The sequence below is a fragment of the Pseudorhodobacter sp. genome (assembly GCF_034675685.1).
Taxonomy (GTDB): Bacteria; Pseudomonadota; Alphaproteobacteria; order Rhodobacterales; family Rhodobacteraceae; genus Pseudorhodobacter.
Genome location: NZ_JAUCDA010000004.1, coordinates 225650 through 251481, shown reverse-complemented (window position 1 = coordinate 251481; position 25832 = coordinate 225650). Strand labels below are relative to the sequence as shown.

Genomic DNA, 25832 nt, shown 5'->3' with positions numbered 1-25832 from the left:
GCGCCCCATAAAACCCCGCAGAAATCTGTCTATACGGTCTGCCGCCGCGTTAAAGGAACCGAAACTTCTTTGTGGCGTTAATCAAGCATCATGGAGGATGAAATGCAAAAAGAAACCGCACTCAAACACCCCGTCGCGCTTGTCTTCAACGCAGCTTTCGGTTTGGGGCTTTTACTGTCGGCTGGTATTTTGGCGCTGCTCTGATTTCTCCCGCTTACGCTAACTGGCGATGCGAACCACGCCCCAGCGTTCACCACCGCGATGCCCATTTTTCGTGTTGCCGTTTTTTGCTCCGCTGGGATATTGCGTCAGGTCCAGCTGTCCAGGTTTGCAAGTCGGTCTGCAATGCACTTTGCCCTCGGGTGCCGAAAACCACGCTCTGATCTCACTCACCGCGTGATTGGATATCAACGGCCAACATCGCACGCCATGTGGCCCAATGTGATAGATCCCGCTCGTCAGGGCCGCGAAATCGCGGAGCATATCCCCCCAGATCTTATCAGAAGACAAGCCACATAGGGGAAATCTTCCCTCACATGGCGCATCAAAGCTTTGGTTTCAGGCTGCGGCACATAAGTCGGGTTGAGGCCACAACGCCTTATTCTTGTATTTTTTTGGTTGCGCTTCAAAACAGCAAAACGCCGCAGGCCTTCCTGCGGCGTTTTGCATTGCGATCACATCAACGTCAAGCTGAGGGTTCTGGTTCCAGCCCGCTCTTGTTGCCGCGAGGTTTGGTCTTGGGTATCGCCACCACCGATGCAGGTTCGCCGCCCGAGGGCTTGTCTCCATCATTGTCGCCGCCCAGTTTTTCACCAGAAACGACTTTCTTGATTTCATCCCCAGTCAGGGTTTCGTATTCCAGCAAGCCTTGCGCCAATCGTTCGAACTCTACTGACTTTTCCAGCAAAATCTTGCGTGCAAGGGCATAGCCTTCGTCGATCAACCCCTTCACTTCCTCTTCAATCAGGTTCTTGGTATCGGCCGAGACTGAAAACCCACCCGTCTGGCCCTGATACCCCTGATGTGCCTCGGCATAGTCGATATTGCCGATTTTATCCGACATGCCCCAGCGCATCACCATGGCGCGGGCCAAAGCGCTGGCCTGCATTATGTCACCCGATGGGCCATTGGACACGCCTTCCTCACCCCATTTGATGATCTCGGCGGCCTTTCCGGCCATCGTCATCGCGATGCGCTGCTTGCACTGATCCTTGTGCATGTTCAGCTGGTCCATTTCCGGCAGGCTCATCACCATACCCAAGGCCCCACCGCGCGGAATGATCGTGGCCTTGTACACCGGGTCACATTTCGGCAGCGCCATGCCCACAATCGCATGCCCGGCTTCGTGATAGGCAGTGTGTTCCTTCTGCTCGGTGGTCAGCACCATCGAACGCCGTTCAGCCCCCATCATCACCTTGTCCTTGGCCTGTTCAAAGTCATGCATGGTTACGAAACGCCGCCCCACACGCGCCGCCATCAGCGCAGCCTCATTCACAAGGTTGGCCAGATCGGCCCCCGAAAAGCCGGGCGTGCCGCGCGCGATAATCCGCAGATCCACATCCGGGCCAACCGGCACTTTACGCGCATGCACGGTCAAAATCTTTTCGCGCCCCTTGATGTCGGGGTTAGGCACATGGATCTGGCGGTCAAAACGGCCGGGACGCAGCAAAGCCGGGTCAAGCACGTCCTTGCGGTTGGTGGCCGCAACAATAATCACGCCTTCATTGGCTTCAAAGCCGTCCATCTCTACCAGCAACTGGTTCAGCGTCTGCTCACGCTCATCATTGCCACCGCCCATGCCAACGCCACGCGCCCGGCCAACAGCGTCGATCTCGTCGATAAACACGATGCAGGGCGCATTCTTTTTCGCCTGCTCAAACATATCGCGCACGCGGCTTGCGCCCACGCCTACGAACATTTCGACAAAATCCGAACCCGAGATGGTAAAGAACGGCACACCCGCCTCACCCGCAATCGCGCGCGCCAACAGGGTTTTACCCGTACCCGGAGGGCCAACCAGCAGCGCACCTTTGGGAATTTTACCCCCCAAACGGCTGTATTTCTGCGGATTGCGCAGAAATTCCACGATTTCTTCCAACTCCTCTTTGGCTTCATCAATACCCGCCACGTCGTCAAACGTCACACGGCCATTCTTTTCGGTCAGCAGCTTGGCCTTGGATTTACCGAATCCCATGGCCCCGCCCTTACCGCCACCTTGCATGCGATTCATGAAGAAAATCCAAATGCCGATCAGCACCAGGAACGGCAGCCACAGCGACAGCAGGCTGAAAAACCCCGACTGCTCTTGCGGTTTGGCTACGACCTCAACCTCTTTGGCCATCAGCCTGTCGGTCACATCTTCGCCCTGCGGCTTGATGACCGAGAAATCCTTGCCATCCTTGCCGCGGGCGGTAATCACCTCACCGTCAAGGGTCACACTGGCCACATCGCCGGCATCGACCCGCGAAATAAAGTCGGAATAAGATACCGAGCGCGACGACATTGTCGTCTGCCCGCCGCTGAACAGGTTAAACAAAGCAAGGATCAAGACCAACAGGACGACCCAGAATGCGATATTTCGTGCATTTCCCACGAAGATTCTCCTTCACGTGCCGAGCCGTAAGGGGCAACAGCTTTGCGCTTAAAATAGACATAAGTTTCAACTGTTCAATGCGATAGTACAAATTGGTTGAAAGACGCGACGATACGCGCGTCAAAACCTGCCGGAAATCCGGCCAGCGGTGCCGCAATCAATGCTTCATCATACCAGATTGCGGGCGAGACCACCAGCGCATCGCGGCTGTACCCGGTCGCCCGCCAGTCCTTGCACTGGCGAAGCCCAGCCATGCCCAAGGCGCGAATCTCTTGGCCCTGTGTAAACGGCCCCCGCACTTGCCAGCGCCCGTCCCACAGTTGTTCTGGCGCGGCAACCAGCCCCGCCACCGCCCTCGGCTCTCGTATTACGCAAAAACCATTGCCCGACACCCGGATGCGGCACCCTGCCAGGGTCGCGCCCTGCCCCTTGGCAAGCGCCATCAACACCCGATCTACAGCCGACCCACGCGGGGCATAGCCGGCACCCGAAATCCAGCGCAAGGCGGCAACCAACAGGCGCCGCTGTTCCTCGGCCCCTGTTGCCGCCCATTGCGGCCGGTCAAAAACGACGCCGCCAGCCCTTTCTGTACAGATCCGCGCAGCAGCATCCCGCGTAGCGGCCAGCACAGCGCCCTGGGCTGCGCGCAAATTGGCCATGACACCGCCCAGCACCGCCACCGTAATGCCCAAAGGTTTCAAAACTGCCAAGGCCCGACGTGCCTTTACCCGTGCAAAGCGGTCATTGTCATTGCTGGGGTCATCCAGCCAGCCAACCCCTTGCCGCGACAGATAGTCCCGCAAGGCCGCGCGTGGGATCGTCAGAAATGGCCGCAAAAACCGCACCCCGCCTTGCTGCCACTGCGGCTGCATGCCAACAAGACCGTCAATCCCCGCGCGGCGCGCCAGCTCCATCAAAAACGTCTCGGCCTGATCATCCGCCGTATGGCCCAGCAGCACGTCCGAGACATTCTGCCCCGCCGCCCAATCACTCATCATCCCATAGCGCGCCCGTCTGGCGGCATCCATCAGGTTGCCCGCAATCGCAGCATGGTTCCAGCGCAACACCTGATGCGGCACCGCCAGCCCGGCACAGATCTGCGCAACCCAAGCCGCCTCGGCAGCCGAGTCGCTGCGCAGCGCATGATCCACGGTCACCGCATGCAGCGCAAAGCCTTCATGCGTCGCCAACCGCGCCATCAAATGCAAAACGGCGATTGAATCAGACCCACCCGAAACCGCTACCGCGACCCGGTCAGGTTTTTGATCCGCTGAAAACACCGCTTGGGCGCAAACGGCCAATGCCGCATCCGGCCCGAATTGCAGCGGCCAATCATCGCCTACCGGCACCCCAGCCCCAACGCGGCATTCGCCGCCTCAATCGCGGCGGGATCGGCGGGAAAGCGCGCACCAACCTCTTGCAAGGTGACGCAAGCCTCTGGCCCCTGCCCCAAAGTCGCCAGCGCCTTACCCACCTTCAGCAAGGCATCCGGCGCCACCGGCCCGGTCATATCGCCTGAAAACGCCTCAAGCCAGGCCCGCGCCGCATCGGATGTTTCGCCCAGATTTGACAGCGCCTCACCGCGATAATAATGCGCCTGCGCTGTCAGGGGCCCACCCGTATAGGTCTGGGCAAAGGTCGCAAAGAGGTCCGCGGCGGCGCGAAAGTCACCTTGACCGAGCACCTCCTTAGCCCGGTCAAAATCGCTTTGTTCATTGGTTGCAAGCGAGCCGCCCGCCGAGGGTGCCACGGGCAAAACCGGGGCCACAGCCGCCGCATCTCCACCACCCAAAGTAGGCGTAGCGCCGACCGCCCCCAGATCGCCGCCTTCAAGTTCCGTCAACCGAAACTCAAGGTCACCAATTCGGTTGGTGCCATCTGTTACAACCTTGTTGATCTTGAATTCGAGGTTTTCGGTTTTTGCCGTCACCTGTGCCAAGGCCGCCTCGATCGCATCAACCCGATCAAGGATAGAGCCGCCAAAGCCGCCCGTGCTGACCCCACCAGTGGTCGAAAGCTCGGTTCGCAAGCCTTGAACCGACTGGTTCAAAACCGCCAGTTCCTGCCGAATATCGGCCAGGGTTTGCGCGCGGTCCTGCGCAAACCCTGACAGCGGCAGCACCGCCAGCATGATCGCAATAAAGCCCGCGCGCATCATCATCAGCTACCAGCGCCCAGCGACAACACGGTCACGGCGCGGCGGTTGCGGCTATAGCAATCCTCGGTCGAACACACCTCTACCGGGCGTTCCTTGCCATAGGAAACAGTGCGAATGCGGCTTGCGGCAACCCCTTGGGATATAAGGAAGTTTTGTGCTGCCGAGGCCCGGCGCGCGCCCAGTGCAAGGTTGTACTGGCGGGTGCCCTGCTCATCGGCGTGGCCTTCCACAATCAGGGCATAATCGCTGTTGGTTTGCAGCCATTGCGCCTGGCCCGCAAGCGTTGTGCGCGCCTCATCCGACAGGGTGTTCTGGTCAATGGCAAAAAACACGCGGTCGCCCAGCGTCTGCTGGAAATAGGCAACCGAGCGCGGGTCATTCGCGCCACCCAGGCCCGAACTGTCAATTCCGCCAGCCCCGGCACCACCCGCGCCGCCTGCGCCAAAACGGTCAGGGTTGTTACAGGCCGCAAGGCCCAGCACAGCGATCAACAACATCGCCTTTGGTAGATAAGACATCCATTCCGTCCTTTATGTATCAGCCCGATTTGGGCCAGAGTAGCAGGTTTGAACCGCCCTGTGAATCGGGCAATTTTCACGATATATTACGGCAGCAAGGGCGACCATGACGGGTCAGAGGCGGCCCCGCTCACTTCCACCGGGCGCAGGTTGCGCCCCGAAATATCCACCGAATAGAGCGACGATTGCCCCGCCGCGCCTGCCGTTTCACGGGCAAACATGATCACGCGACCATTTGGCGACCAGGTTGGCCCCTCATCCAGGAATGACGAGGTCAGCAATTCCTCATCTGACCCATCCACCCGCATCACCCCGATATGAAACCGGCCCTGATGCTGCTTGGTAAAGGCAATCAGGTCGCCCCGCGGGCTCCAGACCGGGGTCGAATAGCGGCCCGGCCCGTTGGAAATGCGCCGCGGCTCACCGCCCCCAGCCGCCATGACGTAAATCTGCTGCGTGCCGGAACGGTCACTTTCAAACACGATCTGGGTCCCGTCAGGGCTATAATCGGGCGCAGTTTCAATCGAAGGCGCGTTGGTCAGCCGCCCGAGGGCACCCGAAGCGGTATCGACCGTGTAAAGGTCACTATTGCCGCCCTGCTCAAGACTGAACACCACGGTCCGACCATCGGGTGCAAAGCGCGGGGCAAAGGTCATGGTGCCGGGCTGATCCCCCAGCGCACGGGCCTGTACGCTTGCCACATCCATCAGGTAAATCTTGGGGAACCCCGACTGGTACGAGGTATACAAGATCCGATCGCCCGTCGGGCTGAACCGCGGGGCCAGCACCAGCGACCGGCTATCAGTCAGATACTGCACATTGGCGCCATCATAATCCATGACCGCCAACCGCTTGGCCCGTTCATTCTTTGGCCCTGATTCTGAGACAAAGACCACGCGGCTGTCAAAATAGCCGCCCTCGCCGGTAATCCGGCTGTATACCGCATCGGCGACCTTATGCGCCATGCGCCGCCAGCTTTGCGTTGTGCCGGCAAATTGCAGCCCCTCGCCCATCTGCTGGCCGGAATAAATATCAAACAACCGGAACTTCACCACGATCCGGTCGCCACTGGCGCTGACGGCACCTGTCACCAGCGCCTGCGCGTTGATCGCCTTCCAGTCCGCATAGGCGACCGGCGCGTCAAAGCTGTCTACCCGCCCGATATGCGCACTGGCTGGAATTTCGCGGAACAATCCTGTTCCGGCCAAATCCGACGCAATTACGCGGGCAATGTTGTTGGCATATTCGCCCGCAGCCCCATTTTCGGCAACAAAACCGGGCACTGCAAAGGGCATCGGTTCAATCATGCCTTTTGTCAGCTCAAGCCGAAGTGGGCCATTTTGTGCCACGACGGGGGCAGCATGCAGCCCGCCAAACATCAATCCAATTGCAAGTAATAGGCCGAAGCGTCTCTGACAGGTCATTTGATCCTCATATTCTCCGGGTTAAATACCAATTCCAAACTACGCCATTGATCATATTTTTCAGGGGGAAGCTTGAACCCATTTGCACCACAGCGGATAATCGCCCGTCTGGCTGCTTCATAGGCTTGTCGCGCCGCACCGTCTGATCCACCCTCATAGTCGATCATTTTGATAGAGCCAACATCCGGCCTGCCATCCTGCCCCAATTCAGCCGCCACGGTCACAGTCATCTGCAGCGCCTCGGATGACAGCGCCCCCACATTCCAGCAAGCCTCGACCGCCACGCGCAACCCATCCTTTTCCCCCGCCGTCATCGGTGGCCCGCTTGGCGTTGCGGCAGGTGCGGGCGGGGCGCTTGCACCGGCAGCCGCAGAAATCGCCGCATCGACGGCCGCGTCAATTGCAGCCTGCGTGGCGGCGCTGGTCGCAGGTTTTGCGGGCTCTTCCGTCGGAGTGGCCTCTGCCCTGCGCGCCGGGCGTGGTTTGGGCCGGGATGAGGCCGAGGGCGCCAGCGCCTCGGCCTTGTTGGCTTCGGTCGCCAGTTCGGTTCCCGCCTCTTCAGGCGCGGTTTCCGGCTTTATCTCCTCCACCACCTGCGCCTCGGGTGCAGCTTCGGGCGTGACGGCCGGGGTTGGCGTCGGGTCAGGCCGGGCATCCGGTGCTGGTGCTTCAGTCGGCTCAGGGGCCACGCGTTCGGCAGGCTTGGCCCGTGGCCGCGCGCTGGTTACCGGGGCCAGAATGGGCGGCTCCTCAACCGCGACGGGTGCAGGTGGCGTGGGGTCCTCGGGGGCTTGCGGCACCGGCACAGGGGCGGTTTCGGTCACATCGGGCGATGCCTCGGGTACCGGATCAGGGGCGGGTTCGGGCATCGGCTCGGGCATGGGGCTGGGCGCAGGCGTTGCTTCGGGGGTCTGCTCTGGCTGTGGGGCCGGTGCAGGCGGTTCCTCGGTCGATATGTCCGGCGCAGGTGCGGAAATATCGGTTTGCGGAGCATCCGGCGCGGGCGCAGACGGCAACGCCGCCAAAATCGCCTCAAACTCGGCGCTCGATACCAGCGACACCTCTGTCACCGCCATATCTGAAGCATTATCATGGCGGATGAAAAAACCGCCGATAAAAACCCACAAGATCAGGCCGATATGTCCGATGCCTGAATAAAGAACACCCTTGTCCATCTCGTCAGCCTAGCCGCCGCTCGCGCCAAACGATGGCCCGTCCGTATCAGTCACAAGGCCGATATTGCGAAAGCCCCCGGCGTTCAGCGCGCCCATTACCTGCGCAACCCGCGCGTAGGGGATAGAGCCATCTGCCCGCAGGAAAATCTTGTCGCTGGTACGCTCTGCCGCGACAGCCTGCAATTTCGGGATCAATTCACCTTCGGCAACTTCCTGGGTCTGTATCATCAACAGCCCTGCTGCGGTCATGGTGATCGTCAGCGGCTCTTCTTGCTCGGTTGGCAGCGCGGTTGCTGCGGTTTTTGGCAATTCAATCGGCACGCCCACGGTCAACATCGGCGCCGCAACCATAAAGATGATCATCAGCACCAGCATCACGTCGACAAACGGCGTGACGTTGATCTCGGACATCGCGGCAGATTTGCCCCTGCGCCGTCCGCGCCGCCCACCACCAGATTTTTGCGCCACGCCTCCACCCATGGTTCAGGCGTCCAACTGGCGCGACAAAATCGTCGAAAACTCATCGGCAAAGGCTTCGTAGCCGCCAATGATATTCTCACCATCCGCATTCAGCTTGTTGTAAAACACCACCGCAGGAATCGCGGCAAGCAACCCGATACCCGTCGCCAGCAAGGCCTCTGCGATGCCGGGGGCAACCACGGCAAGGCTGGTATTCTGGCTGATTGCGATCTGCTCAAACGCGTGTTTGATGCCCCAGACGGTGCCAAACAGCCCGATAAATGGCGCCGTAGACCCAGTTGTCGCCAAAAACGACAGCCCGTTGTTCAGCCGCTCACTTTGCTTGGCAATCGCCACATCCATACTGCGGTCAATCCGGGCTTGCGCGCCCGCGATCAGGCCGCCATCATCACGGTGACTGCGCCGCCATTCCAGCATCCCGGCGGCAAATATCTTTTCCGATGCGCCGACAGGTTCCGACCCGATCCGCTCAAACAGCTCGTCCAGCGGCTCACCTGACCAGAACGCCTGATCAAACACCGCCGCCTCGCGCCGCGCCAGACGAAAGGCGATATGCTTGCGAAAGGTGATCGCCCAAGACCAGAAAGACATGGCCAAAAGCATTAGCATCACCAGCTTAACGGTGAGTGTCGCGCGCGCAAAAAGCGCCAAAAGCGAGAAGTCAATCTCTTGCGCTGCCGCAAGGGTTTCGGTGTTCATATCGCCTGCTCATGTTAATGGGCCGTTTGCCAGCCTCGGTATTCGGTAAATCTATCCGCTTTTCAAGGCGAATGCCAATAGATCATCACATGAGCGCGCAGAAACCCGCCACATCCCCGGTCACAACCTCGGCACATCCCTGTTACCGCGCGGCCCTCTGCGCCCGCAATACCTCGGGCAAGCGTGTGGGGCGCCCCTCTGCGTCCAGGCAAACCAGCGTTACCTCTGCAACAAACAGCCGCAGCGTGCCGCGCCAGACAACCTGCTCCAACTGCAACCGCGCCCCGGACACGCCCAGAATCGCGGTTCGGACCTGCAAGAGATCATCAAAAACCGCAGGCCGCAGGTAATCGGCCACCACCCGCCGCACCGCAAAAACCGCGCCTGTCCGGGCCTTCAGCGCCGCCTGATCCACCCCCAGCTCGCGCACCCATTCACTGCGCGCCCGTTCGATGAACTTCAGGTAATTGGCATAATAAACCAGCCCCGCAAGGTCGGTATCTTCATAATATACTCTCAGGTCAAATTGGTGGCCCATCCTGCGCCCCTTCTTCTTGGCCCATGCGGTGCCAAACGATCTTCATGCACCCTCTTGCGCCCTTGCCATCCGCGCAGCCAGGCGCAACGCGTGGCTTGGGTCCTGCGCCGCCACCGGCATGGTGCGGTCATAGCCTGCCCGTATCAAGGCACCAATCTCAGGCCGCAGCATCACCACACCGCCCACGCTCACCAGCGGCGATGCCGCACGAAACGCCACATCAGACCAGCGCAAAATCACCTGCACCACCTGATTCAGCGCCAAGACCTCGGCCGGTGTTTCGGCCAGTGCCGCATCCATTCGCACAAACACAAACGCCGCCTTGATCGCGCCCGAGGCTTCAAATCGCAGGCTGCGATACTGGTTTGCCTGCCCAGCCTGCAACCGCGCCACCAATGGCCCAAGATCGGGGATCATCGCATCCAGTTTTGGCACGGCCAGCAGCTCATCCCAATCGGAAAAGAAAAACACCATAAGGTTCGCGCCCAGCTCCGGGTCGGTTTCGGCCATTTCATGGCCCGCCAGTGCAACGACGGCCTCAACCGCCCCTTTGACCACCGACAGCGTGCCATCCGCGACCCCGAACACCACCGGCACAATCGGTCGCTGCCAGCGCGCGAACATATATTCACCGTCCCCGCGCGTAAACAGCGCCTCAATCTCATCCGCGTTCACGCTGGCCTCCTGTTACATGGCCACAGCCATAGCGCAGGAAAACCGCATCAAACAAGCCCCGCCTCCCGGCTTTATCCGGGCAAAAACACCTGAAACCATCCGCTGCCCCCCAGCGCGAAATCGAAAGGGCCACCTAGCGGCGCTATTTCGTCTCAAACAAATCACTCTGCCCCGGCGGCCTCGGCGCCTCCAACCCCAGATGCCGCCAAGCCCTGGCTGCCAGCATGCGCCCCCTTGGGGTTCGCTGAAATCAACCCCTGTTGAAGCAAAAAAGGTTCAATCACCTCTTCCAGCGCATCGCGTGCCTCGCTCAGCGCGGCTGAAATCGTTTCCACCCCCACCGGCCCGCCCCCGTAATGCTCGGCCAGCAACATCATATACCGCCGGTCCGCCCCATCCAGACCGATATTGTCGACGCCAAGCCGGGTCAGCGCCCGGTCAGCGATTGCCCGCGTCAGGCGGCCATCGCCTTCGACCAGCACGAAATCCACCACCCGGCGCAGCAATCGCCCGGCAATCCGTGGCGTGCCGCGCGCGCGTTTGGCAATTTCGCGCGTGCCATCCGGGTCTGACGGTATCCCCATCAGCCGTGCCCCGCGTGTCACAATCAGATCCAGCTCATCCTCGGTGTAAAACACCAAGCGCGTCGGAATCCCGAAACGGTCGCGCAACGGCGTGGTCAGCAGCCCCAGCCGCGTTGTTGCCCCCACCAATGTAAAGGGCTGCAAATCAATCCGAACGGTCCGCGCCGCTGGCCCCTCACCGATCACCAGATCCAGCGCGAAATCCTCCATCGCCGGATACAGCACCTCCTCGACCACAGGCGACAGCCGGTGAATCTCATCTATGAACAGCACGTCATTGGCTTCAAGATTGGTCAAAATCGCCGCCAGATCGCCCGCCTTGGCCAATACCGGCCCCGAAGTCATGCGAAAGCCAACCCCCAATTCCCGCGCGATGATCTGCGCCAGCGTGGTCTTGCCCAGCCCCGGCGGGCCGTGAAACAGGGTGTGATCCATTGCCTCACCGCGAATCTTTGCCGATTCGATGAACACCCGCAGGTTTGCGCGCGCCTCGGCCTGGCCTACAAATTCCTCCAGCACTTGCGGCCGCAAGGCGCGGTCAACATCGCCTGGCAGCCCGTCGGGGCGCAAGATAGGATCGGGTTCCATCGCTTATCCCTTCGGTGCCAGCAATTTCAGCGCCGCTTTGATCAGCGTGCCGGTCGTGGCCTCGGGTGCCTCAGCGGCCGCTTGGGCCACTGCCTGCGCCGCGTCTCCATGCGCATAGCCAAGGTTGATAAGAGCAGAAAGCGCCTCGGCACTTGCCGCCGCGCGCCCGGCGGCACTGGCCGCCGCAGCGCTGCTCTGTGCTTTTGCCGTCTTTCTGGGCGGGGATAGCGGCTCTATGACATCATCCTCAGCCGCGCTTGCGGTACTGGCCGGGTTCGCGCCCATCGCCATTACCTTGGGCGCCTTGGATTTCAGCTCCAGGACCACGCGCTGCGCAATTTTGGGCCCCACGCCGGGGGCTGCCTAAATCGCGCGCGCATCGCCCAAAGCAATCGCGCGCGCCACACCTTCCGGCCCCAGTGTGCCCAGAATCGCCATCGCGGCCTTGGCCCCCACCCCTTGCACCGTAACCAGCAGCTTGTGCCATTCCTTTTCCAGCATCGTCGGAAAGCCGAAAAGCTGCAACAAATCCTCGCGCACCAGCAATTCGGTAAACAGCGCCACCGCCTCGCCCACAGGCGGCATTGCCGCCAAACTGCGGTCGGAAACATGGACGAGATAGCCCACCCCCCGCACGTCAATCAAAACATGGTCGGTTCCACAATATTCCAGCCGTCCCGCGATCTTGCCAATCATGCCGCTACCTTTTTCATCCCGCCGCCCGTTTCAGCGCCGCATTCAACCGCCCCGCCGATTGCAGATGATGCGCGTGACAAATCGCGATCGCCAAGGCATCCGCCGCATCTGCACCCACAATCTGCACACCGGGCAAATGAATCCGTACCATATGATCCACCTGTGCTTTGGCAGCATGCCCCACACCTACCACGGTTTTTTTCACCGCATTGGGGGCATATTCCCCCACCGTGATACCAAACTGCGCCGGAACCAGAAGCGCGATTCCCCGCGCCTGCCCCAGTTTCAGCGTTGCCACCGCATCCTTGTTTACAAATGTATTCTCAACCGCAGCCGCATCCGGCACATAGGCGCGCAAAACTTCTGTCAACTGTATATGCAAACTCAGCAACCGTGCCGCCAAATCACCGATTCCCGCCCCTGGGGCAGAATGGCAAATCCCATTGGCAACATGGGTCAACCGTGATCCGGCAACGTCGATCACCCCCCAGCCAAGGTTTCGCAACCCCGGATCAATGCCCAATACCCGCATGCCTGCCCCTTTTATCGTTAAAATGCGAATAGCACGAATAGGGAACATCCGCCAAGCGCTTTACGCAGGCCGCCACAAACCTCGGGAAATTGCTGCGCCTGCACGGTATTCGACGGTTCCTTGCCCAAAACCGACACTTTGCCACATCCCTTTAGAAAAAAGGCGAAAATTGGGCAAACAGCCATGCACAATCTGCATCTCTGGCATGCTGTCAGGAAGGATTGCTTTGCAGGTGCAGCACGCCTATCTGGGCTGTATCGAACAACCGTGCTGCCAAAATGTGCAGCTTTTTAAAAGGAATGCCGCCATGGCCGCTTTTGAAACGTCCCGCACCGCGCCGTTCGGCGCTGTCGCAACTTACTCCATCGTCCGCTTTTTCAGCAATATCGCCAATGAGCTTGTTGCCTGGAATGATGCGCGCGTGACCCGCAACGCATTGGGCAAACTGTCGGATCGTGAACTTGACGATATCGGCCTGACACGCGGCGACATTGCCGACATCGCGCTTAATAACCGCTTTTGATTTCTGGCATCCATGCCCGCATATCCCTGCATCCCAGAGATGCCAAACCGAAAAGGCCGCCCCCAAACCGGAGAGCGGCCTTTTTTGTTGCCTGAAGCACCCAGCGCGCCCTAAAGCGTTTCGCCTTGAACCTCGCACACATTCACCGCCACCTGAAACCAAGGATTTCAACGCGTCATGTGATGGGCTGTGTTTCAAACCAAGGTCGAACCGCTATAAGTGGCCAAGCGCTCGTGTTGTTTCAACCCATCAGCTACGGCGCAGCACCAATGCTGACCATTCACCCAGATCTTCACGGGAAACGGAAACAAAGCCCTGCGCGTGATAGGCCGCCTCGATCGAGGGCGCCTGCACCACCAGCAACCCCGACAAGATGCAAAGCCCATCTTCGGCGATATGTTTGGCCATATCCGGGGCCAGCTCCACAAGCGGGCCTTTCAGGATATTGGCAAAAACCAGATCGAACGGGGCCGCTTCACGCAGCCGCGGGTGTTCAAACCCTGCCGCCTCAAGGCATTCTACCCGGCCCTCCAACATGTTGATGGCCATATTCGCCCGCGCCACATCCACCGCAACCTGATCAATATCAGACGCGATCACCAGCGCATCGGGCAGCACACGCGCCGCAGCCAGCGCCAAAACCGCCGTGCCGCAGCCAATATCGGCCACCCGCGCAGGGGCAAAGCCACTGTCAATCAGCCGGTCAAACGCCCGCAAACAGCCCAGCGTGGTTCCATGATGCCCGGTGCCAAAGGCCACGGTCGCCTCTATCTGCAATGGCACCCGGCCCGGCTCGGTCGGCACCTTATCGGCATCATGGCTGCCATAAACGAAAAAACGACCCGCCTCGACCGGGGCCAGTTCGCGCCGCACATGCGCGACCCAATCCACCTCGGGCAGTTCAGAAATGACAAAGGGCTTTGCCTCGAATGCCATGGCCAGCAGTTCCAGCGTCACCTCATTCGGGGCTTCCAGAAAATACGCCCCCACCTCCCACAACCCGCTGTCATCCTCGATCTCGAACACGCCAACGCCGGTTGGCTCTGGTTCCATCCGCTCCATCGCCTCGGCAAGCGCTTCGGCGGCATCTTGGCCTTCCAATGTGGTCAGGGCAGTGTAGGTGGGCATGGGGAAACCTCTGTTTGGATGCCAGCGGCCTAGCCCTCTGATCGGCCAGCGTCAAGCCGCTTGGATGGTGCGAAACCATCTGGCAAGGCCAACGCCTAAAGGTTGCAGGCCGAAAACTGGCCCCTTTCCCCCGCTCACGGGGCGGCGGGCAGGCGGCCCCTGCAACATCACCTTGCAGCCACGCTGGGCCTGCCCGATGCCACAGGGTTGGTTTTAGGGGCTGCGCTTGCTCTCCTTGCGCTTGTCGCCTCCTGCCGAAACAGGATCTCGCCGCACACGCGCGCAGGCGCAGGGAAACGCAAACTTGCCGCCGAAAAGGAAGCATCCCGGGATTTCGCCGCACACGCGCGCAGGCGCAGGGGGGTCGCTGTGGCCTCCGGCTGGGTTCTGAGTTTCGCGCTGGCACAAGCGGCGCTTGCGCTGGCCCCATCAACTCTGCCAGCTTTTCCGGCCCGTCGGCCAATCGGCGTCTTGCAAGCTGCCCTTCGGGGGCGGAAGCCGAAACTTGAAGGGTTCAAGACCGCCGGAAACATGCGCCCTGCCGTGATCGGTACCTCCTTTACAGGCTTTGGCGCCCTGCTGGCCGACGGTTGCGCCATCGGTGCCAGCGCCGCTGGCCCCCTCCATTCTGGGCACCGCCGCATGGCTTGCGCTGTGATCACCGATTTGTCATCAACCGATCCGGGCAAACCGCCCTGGCATATCCACAGCGCAAAACTGGCTATATCTGCGACTTGAGTTCCCGATTTTCCCGGTGCATGCTCGGCAAAATTTGGGGCTGTCGCAGAGGATATCCAATGAAAGTCATCGTGATGGGCGCAGGTGTAATCGGGGTCACCACCGCGTATTACCTTGCCAAACAAGGCGCTGCGGTTACCGTGCTTGATCGCCAGCCGGGGCCGGGCCTGGAGGCCAGCTACGCCAACGCAGGCGAGCTTTCTTATGGCATGACCTCGCCTTGGGCAGCCCCCGGCATTCCGATGAAAGCCGTGAAATGGCTGTTCATGAAGCGCCGCCCCCTGTTCATCTGGCCCCTGATCAGCCCGACCATGTGGAAATGGAGCTATGACATGCTCCGCAATTGCAACGAGGACAGCTATCGGCTCAACAAAAGTCGCATGGTGCGCATTTCCAACTATTCCCGCGATGTGATGCCAGAGCTGATCGCGGAAACCGGAATCGAATATGATGGCCGCGAACAAGGCACGCTGCAATTGTTCCGCACCGCCAAACAGCTCAGGGATTCCAAAGCCGATCAGGATATCCTGGCCGAATATGACAGCCCCTATGAGGTGCTTTCCCCCGATGCCTGCATCGCCGTTGAACCCGCGCTGGCCGAGGTGCGCAGCAAATTCGTCGGTGGCTTGCGCCTGGTTGCCGACCGCACCGGCGATTGCCAGATGTTCACAACCAAGCTGGCCGAGAAATGCGCCGAAATGGGGGTCGAGTTTCAATATGGCCAGGCCATCCGCGAAATTGCGATTGAAAATGGCCGCGTGGCAGGCGTCGATACCGAAATCGCAGGCCGCATCACCGGCGACGCCTATGTCAGCGCGCTTGGCAGCTACGGGCCGCGCGTCCTCAACCCTATCGGCGTTCGTCTGCCGGTCTATCCGGTCAAGGGCTACTCGGTTACCCTGCCCGTCATTGATGACGCTTTCGCGCCGCAATCAACGATCATGGATGAAACCCATAAGGTCGCGATCACCCGGCTGGGCGACCGTATCCGCGTTGCAGGCACCGCAGAAATCGCGGGCTATTCCAACCGCCTTGGCCCGCATGCAACCGATACCGTGCGCCACGTCATCAGCGACCTGTTTCCCAAAGGTGGCGACCTGTCAAAAGCCGAAGGCTGGACCGGCTTGCGCCCGATGACCCCCGATGGCACGCCCGTTCTTGGTGCCTCGCGCTATGACAACCTGTTCTTGAATACGGGCCACGGCACCCTTGGTTGGACCATGGCCTGCGGATCGGGCCGCGCCGTCGCGGATGTGGTGCTGGGCAAAACGCCCGAGATTTCCTTTGATGGGCTGACGGCGGAGAGGTATGCGTGACGCGGCCCCCACAGCTTTGCCCAGCGCATTTGGGCAAAGCTGTGGGATTCAGGCACATGAAACCGCCCCGCAGGACAGTTTCAACAGCCCATCAACCGCCCGCGCAGGCGTAAAGCGTTCCGGGAAATATGTGATCCATCATTGATCACCAAAGCCCCGACAGCGCGTAGCGCGGCAGGCTATTGGCAATTCAGGTTTTTTGCCGAAACGCTGTAAAGCTGCGGTCACAAGAAACTCTGCGGGTCAATATCCACCGCCAGCCGTATAGTATTGGGCAGCCTGACCTGTGCAATCCATTCCGAAATTGCCGCCTGAATGGCCGCATTTTTCTCGGCTTTCACCAAAAGCCGCACCCGGTGGCGGCCGCGCACGCGGGCAATCGGGGCGGGTGCGGGCCCGAAAACCTGCGCGCCGATCGCCCGTAACGGGGCATCCCGGCGGGCCAGTTCCGCGCCAATTTCAAACACCGGCCCCACCTCTGGCCCCGACAGGATTATCCCTGCCATCCGCCCGTAAGGCGGCACCCCGGCGAAGCGTCTCTCATCCGCCTCTGCGCTCCAGAACGCCTCTTCATCACCGCCCAGAATCGCCCGGATCACCGGATGTTCGGGCTGAAAGGTCTGCATCATCGCCACGCCGGGCTTGTCCGCCCGCCCCGCCCGCCCCGCGACCTGCCGCATCAACTGAAAGGTTCGCTCTGCCGCCCGCAGGTCCGATCCGGTCAACCCCAGATCGGCATCAATCACCCCCACAAGCGTCAGCAATGGAAAGTTATGCCCCTTGGCCACGATCTGGGTGCCGATGATGATATCCGCCGCGCCCGCCGCTATCGCCTCGATCTGCTCTTTCAATGCACGGGCTGATCCGAACAAATCCGATGACAGCACCGCCACCCGCGCCTCGGGGAAAAGCGCGACCACCTCTTCCGCCAACCGCTCTACCCCCGGCCCGACCGGCGCCATTTTTCCCGCAACCTGACAAGAGGGGCAAACCTCGGGCATCGGCCGTGTCGCCCCGCATTGATGGCACATCAGCCGGTTCAAAAACCGATGTTCCACCATCCGCGCGTCACAATCGGTACAGCCCACCTGCTCGCCGCAGGCCCGGCACAGGGTGACCGGCGCATAGCCCCGCCGATTGAGGAAAATCAGCGATTGTTCGCCCGCAGCCACCCGCGCCTTGACCGCACGTTCCAGCGTGGGCGAGATCCAGCAGGTTGAGGGCAGCTTTTCCGCCCGCATATCTATCGCCCGCATCTCTGGCATTTCAGCCACACCAAAGCGCGCGCCCAAATCCAGCCGCCCGTATTTTCCGGTCTTGGCGTTCACCCAGCTTTCCAGCGAGGGCGTGGCCGAGGCCAGAACAATCGCCGCCCCCGCAATCGACGCCCGCAGCACGGCCATATCGCGGGCATTATAGATCACGCCTTCCTCTTGCTTGTATGAACTGTCATGTTCCTCATCGACCACGATCAGGCCCAGATCCTGAAACGGCAGGAACAACGCCGATCGCGCCCCCGCCACAAACTGCGCACCGCCATTCGCGGCCATGCGCCACAGCCTGCGCCGCTCGGTCATGGTCACGCCGGAATGCCATTCGGCAGGGCGGGCCCCAAAGCGGGTTTCGACGCGGTTGATAAATTCAGAGGTCAGCGCGATTTCAGGCAACAACACCAGCGCTTGCCGCCCTTGGCGCAGACATTCGGCTACCGCCTCCAGATACACCTCGGTCTTGCCCGACCCGGTTACCCCCTTCAACAAGGTCGCAGAAAAGCCGCCCATCGCGACACTTGCCACCAGCGCATCCCCCGCCGCCACCTGATCGCCCGCAAGCCGCACCACCGTCGCATCCGGGTCCAAGCGCGGATAGGGCAGATCACGGGGCGCGTCCTGTTCCAGCACCACGCCTGATTTCACCAATCCCTTGATGACCGCAGGCGTCACGCTGGCCTGTTCGGCAAGTTCCTTCAAGGTAAACGACAGCCCGCCATAGCTGCGCAATACCTCAAGCACGCGCGCGCGGGCATCAGTCGCGCGGGCCGGGTCGCCCGCACCCAAACGGTAGACCCGCCGCGTTGACGGCGGGCTGTCAAGGCCGGGCGCACGGGTGGCAAGGCGCAGCATGGCCTGCAAGGGGGTCAGGGTGTAATCTGCCGCACGCGCCAGAAATGACCGCATTTCATCGCGCATCGGCGGCACATCCAGCACCCGATACGCTGCGCGCAGCCTGGCCGGATCTATCCCGCCAACGCCCTTGCCCCAAACCACACCAAGAATTTTGCGCGGTCCCAAAGGCAGTTCCAGAAAATCACCCAAGGTACAGCCGCCTTCGGGCGCGCGGTAATCCAAAATCGGGCCAAGACTGCGCCCGAAACTTTCTGTCACAGCCACGCCGATCACTTGCCCCGCCTGCCAATGCTCGCCCTGCACGCCTTGCCCTTTCACAGCCCCGCCGTTTGCGCTAATACACCCCCAACCCCTATTGTAACACCCAAAGGACATGTGCCATGAAATTCTTTGTCGATACCGCCGATGTCGATGCTATCCGCGAACTCAACGATCTGGGTATGGTAGATGGCGTTACCACCAACCCCTCGCTTATTCTGAAATCCGGTCGTGACATTCTGGAAGTCACCAAGGAAATCTGCAGCTTTGTTTCTGGCCCCGTTTCCGCCGAAGTGGTTGCCCTGACGGCGGATGAGATGATTGCGGAGGGCCGCAAGCTGGCCGATATCGCCCCGAATATCGCGGTGAAAGTGCCGCTGACATGGGACGGGCTGAAAACCTGCAAGGTCCTGTCGGAAGAAGGCCATATGGTCAACGTAACTCTTTGCTTTTCTGCCAATCAGGCGCTGCTGGCCGCCAAAGCCGGGGCGACCTTTATCAGCCCGTTCATCGGGCGTCTGGATGACATCAATCTGGACGGGCTGGACCTGATTGCCGATATCCGCACGATTTATGACAATTACGGCTTTGAAACCCAGATCCTTGCGGCGTCGATCCGCACGGCGAACCATGTTGCGCAATGCGCGATGATCGGCGCCGATGTGATGACCGCGCCGCCCTCGGTGATCAAGGGCCTTGCCAACCATATCCTGACCGACAAGGGGCTTGACCAGTTCATGAAAGACTGGGCCAAAACCGGACAAAAGATCCTCTGAACCTTGCCATTTCCTACAAAAGGCCGGGCGCTTTTTACGCTCGGCCTTTTGCTTTTTTACCATATGGAATGGCAGATATGCCCCAAATGCATCGCGCATTTTTGCTGCCCCAAAAAAATGCAAGAAAAAGCGATGCAGCCCTGATAAAGTGCCGCAAAACAACAAGGCAGCAGTATGATTGAACAGGATATGCGCGACCGCATCCTTGCGGAGCCGGAAAGCCTTTTGGAAGATCAAGACGTTATGCGCGCATTGATCGCGGCGAATGAACGCGCGATGGGCTCGAACATCGTGGATCTGCGCGGCATCGCGATGGAACGGCTGGAAATCAGGCTGGACCGGCTGGAGGATACGCACCGCTCGGTGATTGCGGCTGCCTATGAAAACCTTGCCGGCACCAATCAGGTTCACCGGGCAATTTTGCAAATGCTCGACCCGTTGAATTTTGAGGCGTTCTTGCAAAGCCTTGGGGGTGAGGTGATGCAAACCCTGCGGCTGGATTGCATACGCCTTGTGCTGGAATCGGTGCAAAGCGCAGATGACCCGGCGCTGCGCAAACTGGGTGACGTGCTTTATGTGGCCGAACCGGGATTTGTTGCAGACTATATCGCAGCAGGCCGGAATGTGTCGCTGCGCCCTGTCACTTTGCGCCAGGTCGTTCCCGCCTCGGATGCGCTTTATGGCGATCGCGCCGGGTGGATCAGGTCAGAGGCCTTGATGCGCCTTGATTTTGGCAAAGGGCGTTTGCCGGGGATGCTGGTGCTTGGGGCGGAAGACCCTCATCACTTCAAACCCACCCAAGGCACTGACTTGCTTTCCTTTTTCGCAGCCGTGTTTGAGCGGACAATGCGGCGCTGGTTGTCATGAGCCTTGCCATTTCGCCCGCGGCCCGTGACGCCCTGACCGAATGGTTGGCACATTTGCGCGCGCTTGATGGCGCGGCTGAAAACACCCTAAAGGCCTATAGCACAGATATTTCGGGCTATTTGGGGTTTCTTGCGCTGCATCGTGGCGGCACCGAAGGGCTGCACAGCCTCGCCGCGTTGCCGCAAACCGATATACGGGCCTGGATGGCGCATGAACGCGGGCGCGGCGTTGGTGCCCGGTCGATGGCGCGGGCTTTATCGGCGGTCAAGGGCTTTACAGCCTGGCTGGCAGACCGCGAAGGCGTCGATGCCACGGCAACACTTTCCACCCGCGCACCAAAATTCCGGCGCAAGCTGCCACGGCCATTGGCCGCGGATGCCGCGATGCAAGTGCTTGATGTCATTGGCGATGATGCGCGCGAAGATTGGGTGGCGGCGCGCGATACTGCCGTTGTGACGCTGCTTTACGGCTGCGGCCTGCGGATTTCCGAGGCGTTGGGGCTGACCGGGGCGGCCTACCCATTGCGCGACGTTCTGCGGATCACGGGCAAGGGGGGCAAAGAACGGCTGGTGCCGGTTTTGCCCGCGGCTGGCCAGGCCGTCGCGCGCTATATAAGCCTTTGTCCTTACCAGGTTTCTGCAACCGGCCCATTGTTTTTAGGCATGCGGGGCGGGGCATTGAACCCGCGCCTGATCTCCGCCGCGATGGAGCGGGTTCGCGCGCGGCTTGGCCTGCCCGCAACGGCCACCCCGCATGCGCTGCGCCATTCCTTTGCAACCCATCTGCTGACCGCCGGGGGCGACCTGCGCGCGATCCAGGAGTTGCTGGGCCACGCATCACTTTCCACGACACAGGCCTATACGGCGGTTGATACTGCCCGGCTGATGGACGTATACGCAAAAGCGCATCCGCGCGCCTGAGCGTATTTCTACCAGATAGAGCACAACTATGGCATTGAAACTGAAAGCACTTTTTGTTCACCTCTTCACCGCTACCGGCGCGGTTCTGGCCATGTTGGCCATGCTGGCCGCGGTAGAAGAGAACTGGAGCCTGATGTTTTGGTGGCTGGTCATCGCCTTGGTGGTGGACGGTATTGATGGGCCATTGGCCCGGCGCTATGATGTGAAAACCAATTTTCCGACCTATGATGGCGTGCTGCTTGATCTGATTATCGACTACCTGACCTATGTCTTCATCCCCGCCTTTGCGCTGTTCAAATCGGGGCTGCTGCCCGATTGGACAGGGTGGATCATCATCATCGTCATCACCTATGGGTCGGTGATTTACTTTGTCGATACACGCATGAAAACAAAGGATAACTCTTTTGCCGGCTTCCCCGCGTGCTGGAATATGTTCGTGTTGGTCATGTTCGCACTGGAACCGGGATATTGGACAATCCTTGGCTTTGTCATCGCGCTGACCGTGGCGATGTTTACCAACCTGAAATTCATCCACCCAACCCGGACAGCCCGCTGGTTCGCCGTATCTTTGCCTATGGCACTTGCCTGGACCTTCTTTGCGGGCTGGGCGACATGGGTAGATTTTCACCCCGAAAGCTGGGCGCATTGGGGGCTGATCGTGACCTCGCTTTACCTGACATTTGCCGGCATCGCACAGCAGATCATCCCGGCACGGCCGCGCTAAATCAGCAAGCCGCCTGCGCCTTCCAGTTTCAGCAGGGCGATTTTGGTTTCGACGCCCCCCGGCGCAGAAAACCCACCCAACCCATTCGCCCCCAGCACACGGTGGCAAGGGATAAGAATCGGGATCGGATTTGCACCACAGGCTTGTCCGATGGCTTGGGCCGGGCGGCCCAGCGCCTTTGCCAAATCCCCATAGGTTCGGGTTTCGCCAAAGGGAATATCGGCCATCGCGCGGCGCATCTGTTCCTGAAACCCGGTGCCGAAATCCAGCGGCAAGTCAAAACTCCGGCGTTCTCCGGCGAAATACTGGCCAAGCTGGCGGCAGGCCTCGCGCAGCAGCGGTGTGGGGTCTGATTTTCGCGCGCTCCAGTCAATGCCGCTGATCAGGCCTTTTTCTTCGACCACCGCAAAAGGGCCGAAGGGAGAATGGAACACGGCCTTATTCATGGTGCTGCCTTCGCGCCTTGCCTTGCCCCGAAGCGCCCCCAGCGGTATCAACCCCGCCCCCGTCACAGGCCAAGGAAATCGCGTTCAGCGGGTCGCTGGGGCAGTGGCCGATGGCATAGCCAAGGGTGCGCAGGTGGGGCATGAAACCTCCGGGTAAGAAAAGGGGGCGCGAACGCCCCCCGATGTTTCAGCCCAGTGCAGCGTTGCAGCGCGCACAGGTGCAAGGGTGGGAATGGGTGCCGACATCGGGCAAAATCTGCCAACAACGTGCACATTTTTCACCCGGTGCCATCTCGAACACCACCGCGACACCCGGCACTTCGGGCAGGCGGAACGCCTCGGCCGGGGCCGGATCTGCGGTCAGTTGTACCGCAGAGGTGATGCTGAGTTCGGCGAAGTTCACCGATTTCAACGCCGCAAGCAGCGCCGCATCTTCGACATGCACCACCGGGGCCGCCTCCAGGCTGGCACCGATGACCTTGGCGCTGCGCTGCACTTCCAGCGCTGCAATGGTTGCCCGACGGGCCGCCCGCAGGCCAACCCATTTTGCAGCCAGTTCGGGGTTCAGCCAATCGCTTGGCGTTTCCGGCATATCTTGCAAATGAACCGAGCTATCCGCGCCGGGAAAGCGTGATAGCCAGACATCCTCCATCGTGAACACCAGAATCGGCGCAAGCCAAGTGGTCAGACGGTGGAACAGCAGGTCAAGCACGGTACGGGCCGACCGGCGGCGCAAACTGTTGGCCGCATCGCAATAAAGCGCATCTTTGCGCACATCAAAAAAGACGGCGGAAAGATCGGTCGTGGCAAAGGTGAACAGTTTTTGGAACACGCCCTGGAAATCGAACGCGGCATAGCCGCGGCGCACCTCAACGTCCAGTTCGGCCAGACGGTGCAGCACCCATTGCTCCAGCTCTGGCATCTCTTTCACCGCGACCCGCTCGGCATCCTCAAAGCCCGCGAGGTTGCCCAGCATGAAGCGCATGGTGTTGCGCAGGCGGCGATAGCTGTCTGCCGTACCTTTCAATATCTCTTTGCCGATGCGCTGATCGACGGTGTAATCGGCCTGCGCCACCCATAGCCGCAAGATATCCGCGCCGTAATCCTTGATGATCTCTTGCGGCACCACAGTATTGCCCAAGGACTTGGACATTTTCATGCCCTTTTCATCCAGCGTAAACCCATGCGTCACCACATTGCGGTAAGGCGCGCGGCCCAGCGTGCCGCAAGCCTGCAAAAGCGACGAATGGAACCAACCGCGATGCTGGTCGGTGCCTTCCATATAAACATCGGCAATTCCATCTGCCGTGCCATCCGCGCGGTCGCGCAGCACGAAAGCATGGGTGGACCCGCTATCGAACCACACATCCAGAACATCAAAAATCTGATCATAGGCGTCTGGATCATGCAGCCCCGCAAGGGTTTTTTCCTTGAAGCCTTGCACATACCAAACATCCGCGCCTTCTGCCTCAAACGCCGCGACGACCCGCGCGTTCACCGCATCGTCGCGCAACAGGAAGTCCGCATCGGTCGGTTTCGCGCCTTTTTTTACAAAGCAAGTCAGCGGCACGCCCCAGGCGCGCTGGCGTGACAGCACCCAATCGGGCCGCGCCTCGATCATCGAATAGAGCCGGTTGCGCCCGGTTTGCGGCGTCCATTTCACCAGCTTGTCAATCGAGGTCAGCGCGCGGGTGCGGATGGTATCGCCCATCGCGCCCATGCCATCGTCCAGCTTTTTATCAATCGCAACAAACCATTGCGGGGTGTTGCGATAGATCACCGGGGCTTTTGACCGCCAGGAATGGGGGTAAGAATGTTTCACCTTGCCCTTGGCAAGCAGCGCGCCCGCATAGGCCAGTTGCTTGATCACCTCGACGTTGGCCGAGCCTTCCTTGCCTTCCGGCGTGATGATGACATGGCCGCCAAAGATCGGCAGATCTTTGCGGTAGCTGCCATCGGGTTCGACGTTATAGGTCATCGGCAAGCCGTATTTCAGGCCGATCTGATAGTCGTCATCGCCGTGGCTGGGCGCAGTATGCACAAACCCCGTGCCCGCGTCATCGGTGACATGATCGCCGGGGAGCATGGGGACATCATAGTCCCACTCGCCGTTGGCACCTTCGACGCCACGGAAAGGGTGGGCTAGGGTATCAGGCTGTCCAGGATTCCTCCGCCGACACATCACACAAGCGAGTAACCATGCCGTCTTCCAGCTTGGCCGCCGCAAAAATGCGAGGCAGCCAGCGCAGTCTGCAACAATGATCACCTCGCCAACCTTTGCCTGAGAAGTTTCAGGCGCATCGGTGATTTCATACACGCCGTAAGCGATTTCGGGGCCGAAACATACAGCGCGGTTTTGGGGGATGGTCCAAGGGGTAGTGGTCCAGATCACCACTGAGGCACTGTTCAACTCTTGAAGCCATGCAGTTGCTTCAACGGGCGGCAACACCTCGCTATCGGTTGTACCAGAAAAAATTTCGTCATAGCTGGTACTATCTCGCGATTGAGCTGTTCCCACCACCCCAAACCGCACCCAAATCGTATGGCTGGTATGGTCGTGATATTCTACCTCGGCCTCGGCCAGCGCGGTTTTTTCAACCGGCGACCACATGACGGGTTTTGAACCCTGATACAGCGAGCCGTTCATCAGGAACTTCATGAACTCGCCCGCGATCACCGCCTCGGCGTGGTAATCCATCGTCAGATAGGGGTCGGCCCAATTGCCGGTGATCCCCAGGCGTTTGAACTCATCGCGTTGAATATCCACCCAGCCTGCGGCAAAGGCGCGACATTCCTGACGGAAATCAACGATATCCACCGCGTCCTTATCCAGACCCTTCTTGCGATATTGCTCTTCGATCTTCCATTCAATCGGCAGCCCGTGGCAATCCCAGCCCGGCACATAGCGCGCGTCAAACCCCATCATCTGATGGCTGCGCACGATCATATCCTTGATGGTTTTGTTCAGCGCGTGGCCGATATGCAGGTTGCCGTTGGCATAGGGGGGGCCGTCATGCAGGGTAAAGGGCTTGCGCGCGCCACCAGCGGCCTTTTCGCGCAACCGATCATAGATGCCGATATTTTCCCAATGGGCAAGCCATTCGGGTTCACGCGCCGGCAGGCCAGCGCGCATCGGAAATTCGGTTTCGGGCAAGAATACACTGTCTTTATAATCGGCAGTGCTGGCGGGGGTATGGCTGGGCGTGTCGGCGCACATGTTCGGCGGTTCCTTACGGATCAGGGAATTGGGGGTACAGGGCGAAAATCTGGCCGCATGGGGCGGCGTAGCAAAAGCATCCCGGCGGCTGACCAAAGTCAGAGCGCCGGGCCGCTAATTCGAGCAGTTTTCG

The 25832-nt window shown here is 60.2% G+C and carries 22 protein-coding genes and 2 pseudogenes; 6 read left to right on the top strand and 18 right to left on the bottom strand.

The features are described from left to right. Positions 1-685: 685 nt before the first annotated feature. The 13 genes and pseudogenes from ftsH to ruvC all read right to left on the bottom strand — a co-directional run bounded on the left by ftsH (position 686) and on the right by ruvC (position 12660). Positions 686-2593 (bottom strand): ATP-dependent zinc metalloprotease FtsH, encoded by a 1908-nt coding sequence (gene ftsH, locus VDP61_RS05270; RefSeq protein ID WP_323005892.1) that lies wholly within the window; start codon positions 2591-2593, stop codon positions 686-688. Between the two features lie 74 nt (positions 2594-2667). Next, positions 2668-3942 carry a tRNA lysidine(34) synthetase TilS gene (gene tilS, locus VDP61_RS05265; RefSeq protein WP_323005891.1) on the bottom strand — a complete coding sequence of 425 codons (1275 nt, stop codon included), beginning with the start codon at positions 3940-3942 and terminating at the stop codon, positions 2668-2670. Next, on the bottom strand, positions 3933-4748 hold the full coding sequence (gene ybgF, locus VDP61_RS05260) for a tol-pal system protein YbgF (protein WP_323006039.1): 816 nt from the start codon (positions 4746-4748) through the stop codon (positions 3933-3935). The genes tilS and ybgF overlap by 10 nt, the downstream gene beginning before the upstream one ends. Positions 4749-4753: 5 nt before the next feature. Next, positions 4754-5269: a peptidoglycan-associated lipoprotein Pal gene (gene pal, locus VDP61_RS05255; RefSeq protein WP_323005890.1), complete on the bottom strand. Its 516-nt coding sequence runs from the start codon at positions 5267-5269 to the stop codon at positions 4754-4756. Positions 5270-5355: 86 nt separating this feature from the next. Next, positions 5356-6648 carry a Tol-Pal system beta propeller repeat protein TolB gene (gene tolB, locus VDP61_RS05250; protein ID WP_415234390.1) on the bottom strand — a complete coding sequence of 431 codons (1293 nt, stop codon included), beginning with the start codon at positions 6646-6648 and terminating at the stop codon, positions 5356-5358. Between the two features lie 41 nt (positions 6649-6689). Then, the gene (locus VDP61_RS05245) at positions 6690-7868 is read right to left on the bottom strand and encodes a cell envelope biogenesis protein TolA (protein WP_323005888.1); all 1179 of its coding nucleotides are present in this window, start codon (positions 7866-7868) and stop codon (positions 6690-6692) included. 9 nt (positions 7869-7877) lie between these two features. Then, positions 7878-8348, bottom strand: a complete 471-nt coding sequence (gene tolR, locus VDP61_RS05240) for a protein TolR (RefSeq protein ID WP_323005887.1) — start codon at positions 8346-8348, stop codon at positions 7878-7880. Between the two features lie 3 nt (positions 8349-8351). Beyond that, positions 8352-9047, bottom strand: coding sequence for a protein TolQ (gene tolQ / locus VDP61_RS05235; RefSeq protein WP_323005886.1), 696 nt, complete (start codon positions 9045-9047; stop codon positions 8352-8354). Between the two features lie 142 nt (positions 9048-9189). Beyond that, positions 9190-9585: a tol-pal system-associated acyl-CoA thioesterase gene (gene ybgC / locus VDP61_RS05230; RefSeq protein WP_323005885.1), complete on the bottom strand. Its 396-nt coding sequence runs from the start codon at positions 9583-9585 to the stop codon at positions 9190-9192. Between the two features lie 42 nt (positions 9586-9627). Further along, complete coding sequence (locus VDP61_RS05225) at positions 9628-10260, bottom strand: hypothetical protein (RefSeq protein WP_323005884.1); 633 nt, start codon at positions 10258-10260, stop codon at positions 9628-9630. 142 nt (positions 10261-10402) lie between these two features. Beyond that, positions 10403-11432 (bottom strand): annotated as a pseudogene (gene ruvB, locus VDP61_RS05220) (Holliday junction branch migration DNA helicase RuvB). A 3-nt stretch (positions 11433-11435) separates the two neighbouring features. Then, positions 11436-12128, bottom strand: a pseudogene (gene ruvA / locus VDP61_RS05215) (Holliday junction branch migration protein RuvA). 13 nt (positions 12129-12141) lie between these two features. Then, positions 12142-12660, bottom strand: a complete 519-nt coding sequence (gene ruvC / locus VDP61_RS05210) for a crossover junction endodeoxyribonuclease RuvC (protein ID WP_323005883.1) — start codon at positions 12658-12660, stop codon at positions 12142-12144. 307 nt (positions 12661-12967) lie between these two features. Here ruvC and VDP61_RS05205 point away from each other — a divergent pair, with 307 nt between their 5' ends. After that, positions 12968-13183: a DUF1127 domain-containing protein gene (locus VDP61_RS05205; protein ID WP_323006038.1), complete on the top strand. Its 216-nt coding sequence runs from the start codon at positions 12968-12970 to the stop codon at positions 13181-13183. Positions 13184-13432: 249 nt separating this feature from the next. On the opposite strand, the gene VDP61_RS05200 is transcribed toward VDP61_RS05205, so the two are convergent. After that, positions 13433-14311, bottom strand: a complete 879-nt coding sequence (locus tag VDP61_RS05200; RefSeq protein ID WP_323005882.1) for a 50S ribosomal protein L11 methyltransferase — start codon at positions 14309-14311, stop codon at positions 13433-13435. Positions 14312-15108: 797 nt separating this feature from the next. On the opposite strand from VDP61_RS05200, the gene VDP61_RS05195 reads away from it, so the two are divergent. Beyond that, positions 15109-16365: a D-amino acid dehydrogenase gene (locus VDP61_RS05195; protein ID WP_323005881.1), complete on the top strand. Its 1257-nt coding sequence runs from the start codon at positions 15109-15111 to the stop codon at positions 16363-16365. Positions 16366-16589: 224 nt separating this feature from the next. Here the strand turns inward: VDP61_RS05195 and VDP61_RS05190 are convergent, their stop codons facing one another. After that, on the bottom strand, positions 16590-18761 hold the full coding sequence (locus tag VDP61_RS05190; protein ID WP_416236493.1) for a primosomal protein N': 2172 nt from the start codon (positions 18759-18761) through the stop codon (positions 16590-16592). Between the two features lie 110 nt (positions 18762-18871). Between VDP61_RS05190 and fsa the strand changes: the two genes are divergently transcribed. The 4 genes from fsa to VDP61_RS05170 all read left to right on the top strand — a co-directional run bounded on the left by fsa (position 18872) and on the right by VDP61_RS05170 (position 22036). Next, the gene (fsa, locus tag VDP61_RS05185; protein ID WP_323005880.1) at positions 18872-19525 is read left to right on the top strand and encodes a fructose-6-phosphate aldolase; all 654 of its coding nucleotides are present in this window, start codon (positions 18872-18874) and stop codon (positions 19523-19525) included. Positions 19526-19699: 174 nt separating this feature from the next. Beyond that, positions 19700-20392 carry a DUF484 family protein gene (locus tag VDP61_RS05180; RefSeq protein WP_323005879.1) on the top strand — a complete coding sequence of 231 codons (693 nt, stop codon included), beginning with the start codon at positions 19700-19702 and terminating at the stop codon, positions 20390-20392. Further along, positions 20389-21312, top strand: a complete 924-nt coding sequence (locus VDP61_RS05175; RefSeq protein ID WP_323005878.1) for a tyrosine recombinase XerC — start codon at positions 20389-20391, stop codon at positions 21310-21312. The genes VDP61_RS05180 and VDP61_RS05175 overlap by 4 nt, the downstream gene beginning before the upstream one ends. 28 nt (positions 21313-21340) lie before the next feature. Further along, a complete protein-coding gene (locus VDP61_RS05170; RefSeq protein ID WP_323005877.1) occupies positions 21341-22036 on the top strand; it encodes a CDP-alcohol phosphatidyltransferase family protein in 696 nt (231 codons plus the stop codon). Here VDP61_RS05170 and VDP61_RS05165 read toward each other — a convergent pair. From VDP61_RS05165 to ileS, 3 genes are read right to left on the bottom strand one after another with little or no spacing between them, the layout of a single operon-like run. Further along, a complete protein-coding gene (locus VDP61_RS05165; RefSeq protein WP_323005876.1) occupies positions 22033-22482 on the bottom strand; it encodes a methylated-DNA--[protein]-cysteine S-methyltransferase in 450 nt (149 codons plus the stop codon). The two genes, VDP61_RS05170 and VDP61_RS05165, sit on opposite strands and share 4 nt — an antisense overlap. Continuing rightward, positions 22475-22624: a hypothetical protein gene (locus tag VDP61_RS05160; RefSeq protein WP_323005875.1), complete on the bottom strand. Its 150-nt coding sequence runs from the start codon at positions 22622-22624 to the stop codon at positions 22475-22477. Before VDP61_RS05160 ends, VDP61_RS05165 begins: the two co-directional genes overlap by 8 nt. 45 nt (positions 22625-22669) lie before the next feature. After that, positions 22670-25699: an isoleucine--tRNA ligase gene (gene ileS, locus VDP61_RS05155; protein ID WP_323005874.1), complete on the bottom strand. Its 3030-nt coding sequence runs from the start codon at positions 25697-25699 to the stop codon at positions 22670-22672. Positions 25700-25832: the final 133 nt, after the last annotated feature.

Bases quoted from the DNA above. Each gene is read 5' to 3' on its own strand.
- tolB (WP_415234390.1), bottom strand. From the start codon at position 6,648: ATGTTTGGCGGGCTGCATGCTGCCCCCGTCGTGGCACAAAATGGCCCA.
- pal (WP_323005890.1), bottom strand. From the start codon at position 5,269: ATGTCTTATCTACCAAAGGCGATGTTGTTGATCGCTGTGCTGGGCCTT.
- ybgC (WP_323005885.1), bottom strand. From the start codon at position 9,585: ATGGGCCACCAATTTGACCTGAGAGTATATTATGAAGATACCGACCTT.
- VDP61_RS05165 (WP_323005876.1), bottom strand. From the start codon at position 22,482: ATGAATAAGGCCGTGTTCCATTCTCCCTTCGGCCCTTTTGCGGTGGTC.
- tolQ (WP_323005886.1), bottom strand. From the start codon at position 9,047: ATGAACACCGAAACCCTTGCGGCAGCGCAAGAGATTGACTTCTCGCTT.
- ruvC (WP_323005883.1), bottom strand. From the start codon at position 12,660: ATGCGGGTATTGGGCATTGATCCGGGGTTGCGAAACCTTGGCTGGGGG.
- VDP61_RS05175 (WP_323005878.1), top strand. From the start codon at position 20,389: ATGAGCCTTGCCATTTCGCCCGCGGCCCGTGACGCCCTGACCGAATGG.
- VDP61_RS05245 (WP_323005888.1), bottom strand. From the start codon at position 7,868: ATGGACAAGGGTGTTCTTTATTCAGGCATCGGACATATCGGCCTGATC.
- VDP61_RS05200 (WP_323005882.1), bottom strand. From the start codon at position 14,311: ATGCCCACCTACACTGCCCTGACCACATTGGAAGGCCAAGATGCCGCC.
- tolR (WP_323005887.1), bottom strand. From the start codon at position 8,348: ATGGGTGGAGGCGTGGCGCAAAAATCTGGTGGTGGGCGGCGCGGACGG.
- ybgF (WP_323006039.1), bottom strand. From the start codon at position 4,748: ATGCGCGCGGGCTTTATTGCGATCATGCTGGCGGTGCTGCCGCTGTCA.
- VDP61_RS05160 (WP_323005875.1), bottom strand. From the start codon at position 22,624: ATGCCCCACCTGCGCACCCTTGGCTATGCCATCGGCCACTGCCCCAGC.
- ileS (WP_323005874.1), bottom strand. From the start codon at position 25,699: ATGTGCGCCGACACGCCCAGCCATACCCCCGCCAGCACTGCCGATTAT.
- VDP61_RS05205 (WP_323006038.1), top strand. From the start codon at position 12,968: ATGGCCGCTTTTGAAACGTCCCGCACCGCGCCGTTCGGCGCTGTCGCA.
- fsa (WP_323005880.1), top strand. From the start codon at position 18,872: ATGAAATTCTTTGTCGATACCGCCGATGTCGATGCTATCCGCGAACTC.
- VDP61_RS05180 (WP_323005879.1), top strand. From the start codon at position 19,700: ATGATTGAACAGGATATGCGCGACCGCATCCTTGCGGAGCCGGAAAGC.
- VDP61_RS05195 (WP_323005881.1), top strand. From the start codon at position 15,109: ATGAAAGTCATCGTGATGGGCGCAGGTGTAATCGGGGTCACCACCGCG.
- VDP61_RS05170 (WP_323005877.1), top strand. From the start codon at position 21,341: ATGGCATTGAAACTGAAAGCACTTTTTGTTCACCTCTTCACCGCTACC.